Source organism: Domibacillus sp. PGB-M46 (assembly GCF_022668875.1).
Lineage (GTDB): Bacteria > Bacillota > Bacilli > Bacillales > Domibacillaceae > Domibacillus.
Genome location: NZ_JAKGCR010000006.1, coordinates 81,459 through 95,602, shown reverse-complemented (window position 1 = coordinate 95,602; position 14,144 = coordinate 81,459). Strand labels below are relative to the sequence as shown.

General features: G+C 46.8%; 14 protein-coding genes. 2 read left to right on the top strand and 12 right to left on the bottom strand.

Going from position 1 to position 14,144, the window contains the following annotated elements; all coding sequences use genetic code 11:
- Positions 1–2: 2 nt before the first annotated feature.
- Positions 3–752 carry a spore cortex-lytic enzyme gene (sleB, locus tag L2D08_RS09830; RefSeq protein ID WP_242233592.1) on the bottom strand — a complete coding sequence of 250 codons (750 nt, stop codon included), beginning with the start codon at positions 750–752 and terminating at the stop codon, positions 3–5.
- Positions 753–845: 93 nt separating this feature from the next.
- A complete protein-coding gene (gene prsW / locus L2D08_RS09825; protein ID WP_242233591.1) occupies positions 846–1,514 on the bottom strand; it encodes a glutamic-type intramembrane protease PrsW in 669 nt (222 codons plus the stop codon).
- A 75-nt stretch (positions 1,515–1,589) separates the two neighbouring features.
- On the opposite strand from prsW, the gene L2D08_RS09820 reads away from it, so the two are divergent.
- Positions 1,590–2,543 carry an asparaginase gene (locus L2D08_RS09820; RefSeq protein WP_242233590.1) on the top strand — a complete coding sequence of 318 codons (954 nt, stop codon included), beginning with the start codon at positions 1,590–1,592 and terminating at the stop codon, positions 2,541–2,543.
- A 13-nt stretch (positions 2,544–2,556) separates the two neighbouring features.
- On the opposite strand, the gene L2D08_RS09815 is transcribed toward L2D08_RS09820, so the two are convergent.
- The 6 genes from L2D08_RS09815 to L2D08_RS09790 form a co-directional block, all read right to left on the bottom strand.
- On the bottom strand, positions 2,557–3,534 hold the full coding sequence (locus tag L2D08_RS09815; RefSeq protein ID WP_242233589.1) for a YpdA family putative bacillithiol disulfide reductase: 978 nt from the start codon (positions 3,532–3,534) through the stop codon (positions 2,557–2,559).
- A gap of 72 nt (positions 3,535–3,606) precedes the next feature.
- Complete coding sequence (locus L2D08_RS09810) at positions 3,607–4,491, bottom strand: MerR family transcriptional regulator (protein ID WP_242233588.1); 885 nt, start codon at positions 4,489–4,491, stop codon at positions 3,607–3,609.
- A 66-nt stretch (positions 4,492–4,557) separates the two neighbouring features.
- Positions 4,558–5,325 (bottom strand): metallophosphoesterase, encoded by a 768-nt coding sequence (locus tag L2D08_RS09805; protein WP_242233587.1) that lies wholly within the window; start codon positions 5,323–5,325, stop codon positions 4,558–4,560.
- Positions 5,326–5,350: 25 nt separating this feature from the next.
- Positions 5,351–5,629: a hypothetical protein gene (locus L2D08_RS09800; protein ID WP_242233586.1), complete on the bottom strand. Its 279-nt coding sequence runs from the start codon at positions 5,627–5,629 to the stop codon at positions 5,351–5,353.
- A gap of 77 nt (positions 5,630–5,706) precedes the next feature.
- On the bottom strand, positions 5,707–7,149 hold the full coding sequence (locus tag L2D08_RS09795; protein WP_242233585.1) for a RecQ family ATP-dependent DNA helicase: 1,443 nt from the start codon (positions 7,147–7,149) through the stop codon (positions 5,707–5,709).
- Positions 7,146–8,195, bottom strand: coding sequence for a YpbB family protein (locus L2D08_RS09790; protein ID WP_242233584.1), 1,050 nt, complete (start codon positions 8,193–8,195; stop codon positions 7,146–7,148). Before L2D08_RS09790 ends, L2D08_RS09795 begins: the two co-directional genes overlap by 4 nt.
- Before the next feature lie 204 nt (positions 8,196–8,399).
- Between L2D08_RS09790 and L2D08_RS09785 the strand changes: the two genes are divergently transcribed.
- The gene (locus L2D08_RS09785; RefSeq protein WP_242233583.1) at positions 8,400–8,648 is read left to right on the top strand and encodes a ferredoxin; all 249 of its coding nucleotides are present in this window, start codon (positions 8,400–8,402) and stop codon (positions 8,646–8,648) included.
- A gap of 105 nt (positions 8,649–8,753) precedes the next feature.
- On the opposite strand, the gene L2D08_RS09780 is transcribed toward L2D08_RS09785, so the two are convergent.
- The 4 genes from L2D08_RS09780 to resB form a co-directional block, all read right to left on the bottom strand.
- On the bottom strand, positions 8,754–10,532 hold the full coding sequence (locus L2D08_RS09780) for an ATP-binding protein (protein ID WP_242233582.1): 1,779 nt from the start codon (positions 10,530–10,532) through the stop codon (positions 8,754–8,756).
- Positions 10,529–11,245, bottom strand: coding sequence for a response regulator transcription factor (locus L2D08_RS09775; protein ID WP_304653928.1), 717 nt, complete (start codon positions 11,243–11,245; stop codon positions 10,529–10,531). Before L2D08_RS09775 ends, L2D08_RS09780 begins: the two co-directional genes overlap by 4 nt.
- A 79-nt stretch (positions 11,246–11,324) precedes the next feature.
- Positions 11,325–12,512, bottom strand: coding sequence for a c-type cytochrome biogenesis protein CcsB (gene ccsB, locus L2D08_RS09770; protein ID WP_242233580.1), 1,188 nt, complete (start codon positions 12,510–12,512; stop codon positions 11,325–11,327).
- A 15-nt stretch (positions 12,513–12,527) separates the two neighbouring features.
- Complete coding sequence (gene resB / locus L2D08_RS09765; protein WP_242233579.1) at positions 12,528–14,144, bottom strand: cytochrome c biogenesis protein ResB; 1,617 nt, start codon at positions 14,142–14,144, stop codon at positions 12,528–12,530.

Genomic DNA, 14,144 nt, shown 5'->3' with positions numbered 1-14,144 from the left:
TCCTATTCGCAAAAAATATGCTGCCCGATTTTCTTAATTTGCGGCCGTGACCAAATCCAGTCACTTGTAGCGGTGTCTGGATTAAAATAATAAAGTGCTTCGCCCGTCGGATCCCATCCGTTAATAGCGTCCAACACGGCTTCCTTCGCTCTCGGGTTTGGCGTCAGCCAAATTTGCCCGTCTGCTACAGCCGTAAAAGCGCCCGGCTCAAAAATAACCCCCGAAGCAGTATTGGGAAAGGATTCACTCGCAATCCGGTTTAAGATAACCGCAGCCACAGCCACCTGGCCTTCATAAGGCTCTCCCCGTGCTTCGCCGTAAACGGCATTCGCCATAAGCTGAATATCGTTTTGGGAAAATCCGGTCGGTGTATTCACTGATTGGGCCGACGTTTCGGTTCCACCGTAATACGTAAATGCTTTCCCTTTACGCATTTGGCCTTTCACATGCTGTTCATCGTATTTAGACACCTGTTCAAGTTTTCGTTTTGTAGCTGTGCCTGCCAGCCCATCTACCGGGAGGCCAAATGATTCCTGGAAGTTTCTTAATGCCCAGTACGTTGACCAGCCAAATACCCCGTCAATTTGATCACGGTAATAACCGGTATATTGAAGCCTTGATTGCAATTCGATGACATCGTCTCCTTCAGCTCCGCGCTGAATCACCTGTCCTGAAAACGCCCCCGCTTGCCCGGATGCAAGCAGCACTACAAGCGTTAGAAAAACTGCAATCTGCTTTTTCCACTTTGTCAATTTCGTTCACCATCCTATCGAAATATACAAGTAGTTTGTCATCCTCCCCCTTTTTTATACGAAAAAAAGAGGCGCCCGTTTGAGCAGCCTCTTTTACAATTTCAGCTTATGGTATGCATCTGTCAGAATGTGTGCTTTTTTTACTTTTTGCATGGCAAACCACCACAAAAACAGCATAAACGGAATCATATAATAAATCCAAGTGCTTTCGATAACCAGAATGTAGTCAAATAACCCGTGAAGCAGAAACGGCACGAAAAAAGCCAGAGCCAGCATTTTCTTTTCTAAACGCCGGTCTCCGAATTTGGCACGGCTCATATAGTACCCCATAATCGCGCCAAACAGCGCATGGCTTGACACGGGCAGGAGCGCTCTTACAAAAGCATATTCTACTCCATGCGCGATTAAATACAGGACATTTTCTGCCGTAGCAAATCCAAGCGAAACACTCGTTGCATACACAATCCCATCATAAGGCTCATCAAAATGTGTATGCGAATAAATAAGAAAATACAAAATAAACCATTTCATAAACTCTTCCGGGATAGCAATCGCGCAGAACGCCTGAATAAAGCCTTCATCGACGACTTTTTCCTCCATCAGCACATATTGAAAAAACATAACCGGAAATGTCACCACAATACCGTATAAAAACGCTTTGGCAACCATTGAGATCGGTTCTGTTTCATAACGATCACGCAAATAAAAAAAGACTAAAAGTGCAAGACCAGGTGCAACCCCTGCTGAAAGAATCGGGATCATCCATGTTCCCTCTTTTCTTTCTGTTTTTTCCATCGTATCATGAGACATAAAGATTGAAAACAAGGAGCATAAAACATGTCGAAAAAACACATTTTACTGCTGCATACCGGCGGAACGATTTCTATGAAAGAAACTGCATCCGGAAGCGTAGCCCCGGATGGTGCCAACCCTATTGCCGAAGTGGTCCATATCCCCGGGGTTGAAGCACGTTATACGGTAAAAGAACCATTCCAGCTCCCTTCTCCCCACATGAATGTAGAGAAGATGCTTTTGCTGAAACAGGAAATCGAGGCATCCGATGCAGATGGCGTCGTGATCACACATGGCACTGACACGATGGAAGAAACCGCGTTTTTTCTCCACTTAACGCTGAATACGGCTATTCCTGTTGTGCTGACAGGTGCGATGCGCTCAAGCAATGAGGCAGGTGCAGACGGCATCCCCAATTTAATAGCTGCTGTTAAAACAGCGGCCAGCTGCGAAGCGCGCGATAAAGGAGTGCTGGTCGTTATGAATGACAGTATTCACAGTGCTGAATTTGTTACAAAAACCAATTCAGGCAGCCTTGATTCCTTTCAAAGCCCTAGCAGCGGGCCCATTGGCACGGTTCTAAAAAGCGGACCCCACTTTTTCTTTGCACCGCTCAAAAAGAAAACATACGTGGTAAAAGAGCTGCATTACCGCGTACCCATTTTAAAAGCATATGCTGGAATGGACGCTTTTTTGATTGAGCAGCTGGCTGCCTGTTGTGATGGAGTCGTCATCGAAGCGATGGGTCAGGGGAACGTGCCGCCTGAAGCTGCTAAAGCACTTCTTCCACTGATTCGATCTGGATTTCCAGTCGTCATTGCTTCAAGATGTGAAAGTGGAATGGTCCAGCCTGTTTATTCTTATGAAGGCGGAGGAGCTGCCCTCAAAGAAGCGGGTGCTTTTTTTGCCGGCGGCTTAAATGGCCCTAAAGCCCGATTAAAGCTGGTTGCCGCCCTGTCAGCAGGATGTAGGGACCAGCTGCATCGCGTATTTCTGTAAAAAAGACGGAGCGTTACGCTCCGTCTTCTTCTTTTTTCCGGATGGCAGCCGCGATTTCACCACCGTGAAAACGGCCGTTTTCAATGAAAATTTCATTTGCATTATTGCCGGCAGCAATCACGCCCGCAATAAAGATATTTTCAACATTTGTTTCTTTGGTTGCCTCATTATAAATAGGCCGGCCTGTGATGTCATCAATCTCGACGCCCATTTTTTTTAAAAAGGCATGGTCCGGATGATAGCCGGTCATGGCAAACACAAAATCACTTTTAATGGTATGCTCGTCACCACGCACTTCATACGTTAACGTTTCCCGGTCAATTTTTTTCACGTTCGCGTCAAAAACCATCCCAATCTCACCATTTCGAACGAGTGCTTCGAATTCCGGCAAAATCCAAGGCTTTATGCTTGGAGAATACGTGCTTCCCCGGTAAAGAACCGTTACTCTGGCCCCCGCTTTATGAAGTTCAAGTGCTGCGTCCACCGATGAATTTTTTCCGCCGATGACGACTGTATCTGTATCGAAGAAAGGGTGGGCTTCTTTAAAATAATGAAAAACGTGTTCCATTTCTTCTCCGGGGATATTCATATAATTAGGATGATCATAATATCCTGTTGCAATTACCACATAAGGTGTTTCATATGATCCTTTAGACGTGTATACATGGAAAAGCCCGCTTTCTTGTTTGTCCACACGCTCAACCTGTTCGAACCGGTTGATCCGCAGCTCTTTCCGTTTCACGACTTCCCGGTAATACACAAGTGCCTGGTTTCGATGAGGCTTCCGCCCTTCAATAATAAAAGGCACATCACCAATCGCAAGCTTCTCACTTGAACTGAAAAACGTCTGATGGGTTGGATAGCCATAAATAGCATTCACAACATTTCCTTTTTCAATTACAAGCGGATTTTTGCCTATTTCCTTTAGTGCTATCGCAGCTGCAAGCCCGCATGGCCCGCCGCCCACAATAATACATTCTTCGGTTTTCATTTCATCCGCTCCCGTTCTTTTTCTCTGCTATCCTATTGTAGAAAAAAAGCCAGCTTATTTCAATTAAGCCGCTTATAGACGGCTGTTCATCCACTCGCTCCATTGGCTTTGAGTGGTACCGACGATATACTGGCCTGCATGCCCGGGAATAGGACCTGTCGTTGCTGCACCCCCAACACCAATATGCATGTCAGGGTACATTTCTTTAATATCCTCTGCAAGCTGCAAAGTCGGCTCCAAATTTTGGCGGAGTGTACAAGAAAGAAAGACGAATTTCGGCTTTACTGTTTGGAGCACTGTAAAGATATCGCCTTCTTTCAGGCTTGCTCCCAGATAAACCACTTCGTAGCCAAGGCGTCTGACAAACAGGGTGAAAATGAGAAGGCCGAGCTCATGCCACTCGTCCGGCCCGCAGACCGCCACTACTTTCGGCAGAACTCCGTTGTGAGGAAACGAATGCATGACCATTCCAATACGCGCACGCAAAATAGAGGTGGCAAAGTGTTCATGAGCAGTCGTAATCTTGCCTTCCTCCCAAAGCGTCCCAATTCGAACGAGCAATGAAGCTAAAATATTAATGGTTACGTTATCTATTGTATAAAGCGCAAAAGCTTTATTGATTAGCTCCTGTGCTTTAACTTCATCGAACCGAAGCAGCGCTTGAAGCAGCTCTTCGGACAGCGCTTCATGCTGGCTTGTTTCAACATGCTGAATACTCGCATGAGTATCTTCATGCTTTTCGAGAAGAGCGGCGGCCTGGCTGATTGTAAAGCCCTGCTGTACTTTTTCCGAAAGCCATTTCAGCTTTCGAATATGTTCTTCCGTGTAAAGCCGGTGCCCTGCTTCATTTCGGACTGGTTCCAAAATGGCATAACGCCGCTCCCATGCGCGGAGAGTACCAGGCTGAATCCCTGTTAACGTCGATACCGCTTTTATATTGTATTTCCCTTCGGTCATAAAGCTCTTCCCTTTCACGGATAGGTTGTACATTCATTATACGGGCCGGATCGGGACCCGTAAAATTTAAGTCGTCTGTCCTGGCCGGCAAATCGTAATAAGGTGTGTTTCTGCCCTGGCGCCCAGCCGAAGCGGAAGTCCGGTCGTTCCATATCCGTTTGATACAAGCATATGAATACCACCCGCGTTTTTCCAGCGGCCTTTCTCATACATCCCCCACGGCCCTAAACGGATCTGGCCGCCATGAGTGTGGCCGCTGAGCAAAACCGCTACCTGGTCCTCTGGCTCAATGATTCGGATAAAAGCGGGATTATGGCTCGCAATAATTTTAAATGCGCTGACTGGCACATTGTGAAAAAGAGCCGCTTTGTCGCTTTTTCCTTCGCTTAAATCGTCAGTTCCAAGCAGGTATACATCATCCGCCAGTACCGCCCAGCTGTTTTTTAATACTGTTACCTGCCACCGGGCAAGCATAGCCGTTAATTGCTCTATACCTGCTTCGTAATCATTATTGCCCGGCACAAAATAAACCGGTGCAATGGAAGACAGGCGCTTGATATTCTCACGGATACGCTCCCTTTTCACACCGCCTTCGCACAAATCGCCGCCAATAATGACAGCATCTGCGCGTCCTTTAACGGCCGAGATAATAGAAGGATGAACGCGGCGCCGGTGAATATCGGAAATAAAAAAAAGCGCGAGCGGCGCTTTTTCCGGAAATCGATCATCAGTTACAACCGTTTCTTTTACCTCGTTTCGGAATGCTTCCTTCCACATATATAAACCAGCTGCCGCTATTGGAAGTGCGACACCTGTCATTAATTGTTTCCACATAACATTTTCAGTCCTCTTCTGTTGGTTACTGCTCGTTTTGAGCCGTTTCCTGATGCGCATCCTCCGGCTGTTCGTGTACGATTTGGTTCACTGCCGGCTTTTCTTCTTTGAAAGCATACACCGCTAAAAAAGGAGATGCAATAAAAAATACGAGCAGCGCTGTAATGAGTGGAAAATGGTTTCTTTTTTCAGCTTTTTCTTTTACAGGGCGCTGCAGTGTTTCACCTTCTGCCAACACAGGCTCTTTTACTTTTTCAAGCGGCTGCTTATGCTGCTCTGCTATTTCACGATAAGGGTCCTTCATGATCATCGTTCCTCCCATTGGTCATCGTAAAAGAAATTATTTCTATTATACCCGACCAGCTCCAATAACGTAATAGGTTAAAACCCTGGCAACAAACTATTTAGCCGCTCCCGCCAGTCAAGCCGCTCCTCGGATGCCTCGCCCCCGCCGCTCGTTTTGTACGGCGCATGATCAAACCCGCACCGGTCACAGCACTGCGGCTGCTCAACCGGTTGTTCATCAAACATACGCATGTAAGCGGCGCGGCGGCACTCTGTTGACTCAATCCACTGCTTGAGCTCATTCCGCTTGGCGGCTTTTTTATCCAGGAGGGTCATTCGTGCCCTGCTGATCCATGCTCCTCTCGGTGCGCCGCGTTCATCGGCAGCTTTTGCATAGTGGATCAAAAAGCGTTCCTGCGTTTCCGAAAGCGGCGGCTGTACATCTCGCGGGTGAAAACCGTATTCTGTTACCTGGCGGATCTGCCCTTCATCAGGAAATTCAGATTCTGCGATAAATTCGTGCAGCTTCTCATCTCCGGGTACATACAAAAGAATCGCGATCGCCGGAGCCCCGTCCCGTCCTGCCCGGCCAATCTCCTGTAAATAAGCTTCTATTTGTGACGGCATGTGATAGTGAATAACAAAACGGACATTATTTTTATTGATCCCCATTCCAAATGCGCTTGTCGCACATACTACATCTACATCGCCGTTTAAAAATTGATGCTGAATCAATAAGCGGTCGCCGGCATCCATTCCGCCGTGGTAAAAAGCCGACCGTTTTATACCGTGCTGTTTCAAGTAGGAGGCCGCTTCTTCTGCAGCTTTTCTTCCCGAGAAATAAATGATGCCTGGTGTTTTCAAAAACTGCAGCCATTCTAACAGCCGGGTTCTTTTTTGCAGCGGCTCTTCCAGCGTCTCAATTTCAAGTGCAATATTCGGCCGGTTTACAGAAAAAACCCATTCTGCTACATCATCTAGCCAAAGCTTTTCACAAATATCCGCACGGACTCGTTCGTCAGCCGTTGCTGTCAAAGCAAGAGTAAGCGGGCTGCCAAGCGCTGCGCGGGCCTTGCCGAGCAAACTATAATCCGGGCGAAAATCGTACCCCCATTGTGAAATACAATGCGCTTCATCAATCACAAACAAAGCGATCGAAAGAGCACGCAGCGCCTGCATCACATTCGGCATTTGCAGCATTTCCGGTGATAAAAAAATAAACTTGTAACGGTCAAGCCGCAGGAGCGCCGCATTTTTTTCTTTATACTGAAGAAACGAATTCAGCGCAATTACCCGCTTTTCTCCTCTTACCTTCAATTGCTCCACTTGATCCTGCATAAGGGATAGAAGCGGTGAAACGATCACAATTGAGCCCTTTAACATATACCCGGGAAGCTGATAACAAAGCGACTTGCCTGTTCCAGTAGGCAGCATGCTCAGGGTATGGCGCCCGCTCAACAGCGATTCAATCGTTTCCCGCTGCCCCGGACGGAAGGAAGAAAAACCAAATGTCTGGCGCAGATGTTCATCAATGGTCATATTGTTCCCCCGCTTTCTTTCGCTAAAACAAGCCGGATTTCAAAATACGAATGATTTGGCAATTGATCTTTAAGCGGCTTAAGCTGGCGCACGCCGCTTGACCCGCCTGCTTTTAATACTTCCGCTTCTTTTTGCTCATCGATAAATGGACGAATGGAAAAGTGAGGATCGTTTAAAGCCAGTTCTACTACGTGGTCTTCAATGGTCGCTTTTTTCAGTCCTCTTGCAGCCGCCACTTCTTCAATGGTCTTTCCTTTATGTAAATAAGCAGCTGTTTTCCGTGCAGATTCAGTTAAAGGGACCGATACCATGATATCGCTTAAAAGATGCTTTAAAAGAGGAAGCTGGCTGCCTTTTTTCATGACAGTCTGTACAACAGCATGCAGGCTGTGTAAAAAGCGAAACCAGTATTCTGTCGGTTCCATTTCGAGGATGTCCGCTGTCTGCTGCACCGTTTTGCCTGTTTGTGTATATCCGGAAAAGCGCAGCAGCAGACAGTCCGGGTGTTCCGGCTGCTCTTCCAGCACAAAAAGAATTTCCCGGTGAAGCTCGGCGGCAAGCTGCCCCTTTTCAAAGCCGCTTTCTTTCACAAATTGTTTGACCCATTGCTGTACGCCTTCGTCGCGCGTAATGGGGTAATATGTCCGGTCTTTATAAACAAGGTGTGAGACAACTTGAACAGCCAGCTGGAGGCGGCTGAAAAACACAGGCGCAGTGCCTGCCAGCTTCCAGCCTGACAGCTGAGGAAATTCACCCGTCTTCTCAAAAGCGGCTCTCATTTTATTCGTTCCTTCCGCTGTGACAAACAGGCGCTGCCGCTCACCCTGGAGACTGCCGGATGCCTGGAGATCTTCTATCATCCGGTCAAACAGCTCCATGGTAAGAAACGGTGTGGTTTGAAACCATTTGTCCAATTTGAACAAATGGGCATCCTGAATAGTCTGGGCCGACTTTTTTCCTTTTAACAAATGAAAAACAGACGAAGCTGTTCGCTCTCCCTCTACTTCTTTCAGCATACAAAGCACCACCGCTTCAAGACATTCCAATTTGTCTACCACCTTTCTATACAGCGATAGTGTATCACAAAACATGCGTTCCTGTCTTTTCTTTTCGCTTCCTCTTCTTGTGAAATCCCTTTCATGCAGGATATGGGAAGTTTTTTATTGAAAAGTAAATTAATCAGACTTAAAATGAACAATAGAAGTGTTTTCACATACGCTTACTGACTGATTTTATGGGAGGTTTACATTTTGGCGAAGTATACGATTGTCGATAAAGACACATGTATCGCTTGCGGCGCTTGTGGAGCTGCAGCCCCTGATATCTATGACTATGATGATGAAGGCATTGCATTCGTTATTTTAGACGATAATGAAGGAACGGCTGTTGTCCCTGACGTTCTTGAAGAAGATATGCAGGACGCGTTCGAAGGCTGCCCGACTGATTCAATTAAAATTGCCGACGAGCCATTTGAAGGCGACGCGTTAAAATTCGAATAAATAAAAAATCCGGTTCCTAAAATGGAAACCGGATTTTTTATTACCGCAGCCATTTTCTTCTTTGCTTGAAAATGGAGAAAATGGCGTATAGCACAGCTCCGGCAGTTATGGCTGCCTAGGAAGAGTAAAAAAGAAAACAGTGCCGTGTCCAAGCCGGCTTTGAACTTTAATCGTCCCGCCGTGGGCCTGAACAATGTTTTTGGCAATCGACAGCCCAAGCCCCGTGCCGCTTCTTCCGCGCGTCCTGGCTTTATCGGCTTTGTAAAACCGCTCGAATACAAAAGGCAGATCTTCCTCTGGTATACCTGCTCCGGAATCTTGAACTTGAATAAGATGAACCTTTTCCTTTATTTCATGCATAACCGTTACCCGTCCGCCCTCTGGTGTATGGCGAAGAGCGTTGTCAATCAAATTGGTCAGCACCTGCTCAATCCGGTCTTCGTCAATAGATACATTTGTTTCCGCTTTATTCGTTTGTGCGGAAAGGACGATATCTTTTTCTTTCGCAAGTCCTTGGAACTTGTTGGTGACACGCTGTAAAAATGGTTCGAGCACTGTATCCGTTTTATGAAGCGTAATATGCCCTGCCTGCATACGGGCAAGATCAAGCAGTTCATTGACGAGACGGCCCATTCGAAGCGATTCTTCATGAATGATTTGAGCGATTTCCCGTTTTTCCTCTTCGGTTGCGGCAATATCATCTACAATGGCCTCGCTGTAGCCCTGCATCATCGAAATGGGGGTCCGAAGCTCATGAGATACGTTGGCAATAAAGTCCTCACGCAGTTTGTCCAGGCGGCGTTCTTCTGTCATATCCCGCACAACCGTGACCGCTCCGCGCACCGAATCGTCATTATAAAGCGGGCTGACAATCATGACATAGGAACGGCCCTGCATCGTTAATTCGCCTTCCTGTTCCGTTTCCGTTTTGACCGCTTCTTGAAATAAATTTTGCAGCAGTGTCGGCGTTTCTGCTTCGATTCCAAGTGCTTTTTTTTCAAAATTCCAGTCATGCAAAAACTGCCGGGCCGGCGGGTTCTTAATTAACACTGCTCCATTCTGATCGAGCGTAATCACACCGTCTGCCATGGAGCTTAAAATGCTCGACAGCTGCTCTTTTTCTTGATTGAGTGCGTGAATGTTTCCCTTCAGCTGGTAAGCCATTCGGTTAAAAGCAGTCGCAAGTGCTCCAATTTCATCATTTGTTAAAATCGGAACCTTCGTATCAAAATGCCCCTGGGACAGCTCGGTAGCAGCCGTACGCATAGAACGAAGCGGTGCGGTAACACGGCTGGAAAGAAAAAATGCAAACACGGTTGTTAAAATAATGGCAATCCCCGCCGCAATCAAAATGAGCTTCGTTGTCTGTTCCGTCGTTTCTTTCATCACTTCAAGAGATTGATAAATAAATACCGCACCTGTCTCACCATTTGTAAGCTTAAAAGGCACTCCGACAATAAAGGAATTTTCAAAGCGGCGGTCCCCGTCCGCTCCCGCAGCTGTATTAATTTCAGCTTTTACTTTTTCCTCACCGTCAAAAACAGCTGCCAGATTAGGGTTGTCCGTAATGATGCTCTGGCTGATTCTGGACTCTTCCTCTTCAAGCGGGGAGAAATGAAAGGTTTGCCCATTTTCGGCAATGACAATATGGGCCGGTTCATCTACAAGCTCCCAGGCCACTTCCAGTCTCGTTTCTTCATCACCGTAATTTTGAATAACCGTGGCAATTTTTTCGGCCGTATTTTCAAGCTGCTGTTCTACTTGCGCAATATTGTACGTCTCGAAGAACTCCAGCAGTAAAATCGTTAAAAAAGCCAGTACGAAGGAAACGAGAAGCAGGATGGTGATCCATAGCTTCCCGACAACACTTCTCCATATCTTCATTCATTCCCAACCTCAAATTTATATCCGACGCCCCAAACCGTCACAATCATTTTAGCTGCTTCTTCCGAGACTTTACTCAGTTTTTCACGCAGACGCTTTACGTGGGTGTCGACTGTTCTTAAGTCGCCAAAAAATTCATAATGCCATACTTCCTTTAATAAATGCTCACGGTCGAATACTTTATCCGGGGCTTTTGCCAGAAAATAAAGAAGTTCATATTCTTTAGGCGTTAAACTCACTTCTGCACTATCGGCTGTTACCCGGTGCGCATCGTTATCGATCGTTAAATGGTTGTAAACAATCAAGTCTTTTGACTTTGTGTCCGTATGTAAATAAGTGGTTGGAGAGGACCGGCGCAGGAGCGCTTTCACCCGCAGCACAACTTCGCGGGGACTGAATGGCTTCACAATATAATCATCCGTGCCAACCTCAAAGCCTTGAACACGGTTTGCTTCTTCTCCTTTTGCCGTCAGCATAATGACCGGAGTAGCTTTTGTTACACGCAGCTCGCGGCATACCTCGATGCCGTCTTTACCCGGCATCATCAGATCAAGCAAAATGCAGTCATAGTCTTTTTGAAGTGCTTTTTCAAGCGCTTCTTCTCCATTTTCCGCTTCATCAATGGCATAGTTTTCCCGCTCAAGATACATCCGCAGCAGTCTGCGAATACGTTCTTCATCATCTACGACTAAAATGCTCATTTCTTTTTCCAAAAACATTCCCTCCCATACGCACATTATCTACTATTATAATACAAAAAAAGAGCCCCGCCAAAGGCAAGGGCTCAATTTCTTATGCGTAAGAGTGAAGCCCTGCAATCACAAGGTTCACTGCTATAAGATTAAACATAATAATACCAAAGCCTACAACAGCAAGCCAGGCCGATTTCTCTCCATGCCAGCCTTTAGACAAACGCAAATGCAAAAAAGCGGCATAGAACAAAAAGGTAATAAGCGCCCATACTTCTTTTGGGTCCCAGCCCCAAAAGCGCGTCCAGGCAATCTGTGCCCAGATCATGGCGAAAATAAGTGCACCGAGTGCAAACACCGGAAAACCAATTAAAACAGACCGGTAACTGATTTCATCCAGTAAATCCGAGCTTACCTGCCGAACAAGCGGCTGTAAAGAAGCAGCCACCCGTTTTCGGGTAATCAAGCGGATCAGCACATATAAGACAACGCCGCCGGCAAGCGACCAAATTACCGTATTCAGCTTTTTCGCATTAATAAATGCCGGCACATGGGCGAGCGGCTCCATTTTCTCCTTTGTGAGAAGAGTGCCTTCATTCGGCCCTACAAGCGCCGGCAGGGTAAATTCCTGCTCGGCTGCCTGCTCTTCCTTGTTTACATACTCGAATTCTGCTTTGTAATCCGCCATGGCAAAACCGGTGGTAAGCAAAATAAACGCAATCACTGAAACGATAAAAAACATGACAGCTTCCAGCCACTTTGTTTTTTTCGTGCTTGTTGCCTGATCAATATTTTTCACGAGAAAGATCATCCCTGCAATAAAGCTGATGGCAAGGATCCCCTGACCCGCCGCTGCCGTTGTTACGTGAATCGCCAGCCAATGACTTTGCAGTGCTGGAATAAGAGGATTAATTTCTCTTGGAAACATGCTTGCATAGGCAATAATAATAATCGCCACCGGCAGTGCAAACAAACCAAGCACCGTTGTTTTGTAAATAAAAAAAAGCAGAATAAAGGCGCCCACAATCATCATCCCGAAGAAAGTGGTAAATTCAAATAAATTACTGACCGGTGCATGGCCTGCCGCCGCCCATCTTGTAAAAAAGTATCCCAGCTGTGCCGCGAACCCAATGATGGTTACGATAATGCCAAGCCTGCCCCACCGATTCAGCGCTTCTCCTTCACGAAGACCTTTTTGACGGATCGCCCCGCCAAAAAGAAAGGTTGCAGCTAAATAAAAGAAAAAAGCTGCTTCAAGCAGCGTGCTGCTCGCATCCGCTAAATGGACCATACAACGTGTGCCCCCTTACTCCTTTTGTCTGTCTTCCGGCTCCGGAACGCTTGTCCCTTCTAAAACCGAACGAATTTCCCGTTTGAGGCCGTGCCAGTTTTTATTCGTATGGCCAGCTGCATATACCTGGCCATTCTTTTCACGAATCCAGAGACGGCGATGATTCCAATACGAGCCTTGAATCACACCGATCATGAAAATAATGCCGCCCGCTGCCAGAATAGGAAGCGTTAAGTCTTTGCGGATGGTCAGGGCTGAAACATCCCGGGTGTCCAGGCTCTTAAACGCCATTTTAAACGTTGTTTCACCGAGAGGCTCCATTGTATTACGGATTTGGGCAAAGCTCACCTCTCCATCTGGCGTCTCTGGCGTAATCATATTAAATAAAAAGGCCGGATTGTTCGGCAGCGGTGATTTTGAGGTCGGTTCTCCTTCTTTTGTGAACCCATCGAAATCCGGATAATAGCCAAGCAGTTCCACTTTATATCCGCCGCCAAGGTCATACGCGGCCTGCTGGTCAAACAAATCAATGACCACTTCTCCGAACTCTTCGCCCGTTTCTTTGTTTGTAAGGGCAAAGTGCATGGCCTTCATCTCATCCTGACGGAAGCTCGTTTGATAAACGGCAAACTGGCCGAACTTCATTGGCTGATTGACCTGGATTGAGTCCTCCTGCACCCTTGTCAGCTCGGGCTCCGCCCCCGGCATCTCATTGTTTTTATTTCGGTATAATACAGCATCGGTCTGATAATTTTTTGCAACGGTTCCAACACGGTCAATCGCTTCATTAAATACTTCCGGGTCTTCCCCTGCTTTGTAATTTTGGAGAGTAAACCCGTTATTTTTCACATAATATTCTCCGTTTGTGCCGGGAACTTGAAGGGTTTCTCCTTCTCGAATCCAAAGCAGCTCATCTACATACATTCCGGGCACCGAACGAAGAAGCGCACCAAGCAGAAAAATAATGAGCCCAACATGATTCACATAAGGTCCCCATCTTGTAAAGCGATTTTTCTCTGCTAAAAGAGCCCCGTTTTCTGTGCGGACTTTATATCTCTTTTTTATCAGGGCTTCTTTTATCTTTTCCCACTCTGCAGGCTCAAGCTTACCCTCCCGCTCGGCAAAAAAGCGCTGCTTTTTCATAAACGTTTCATGCCGGTCGACGCGCTGGTTTTTCAGTGCACGATACAAAGGAACCACGCGGTCGAGGCTGGCAATCACAAGCGACACGCCGAGCGCGGCAACAAGCGCGCTAAACCAGACGGAATTATACAAATCATGAAAACCGATCATGTAATAAAGCTTGCCGAATGTGCCATATACATCCTCATAATAGGTCTCAGCAGAAACGTTGGATGGAAGGTAAAACTCCTGCGGCAGGATCGTGCCGAATGAAGCCGCTACGAGCAGCAGCACAATAATCCAGATACCTACTTTTACGGAGGAAAAGAAATTCCAGACTTTATCAATCAGTGTTTTGTTATAGGTTTGTGAACGGCGCGCGCTTCCCTCATAGCGCATGTCCACAAGCTTGTCCTGCTTTGCTTTTTCCGTCAGTGCACGCCCGCACGATTCACACAAAATCGTACCGGCCGGGTTTAGACGGCCGCATTCACACTTCACTTTCCCCAT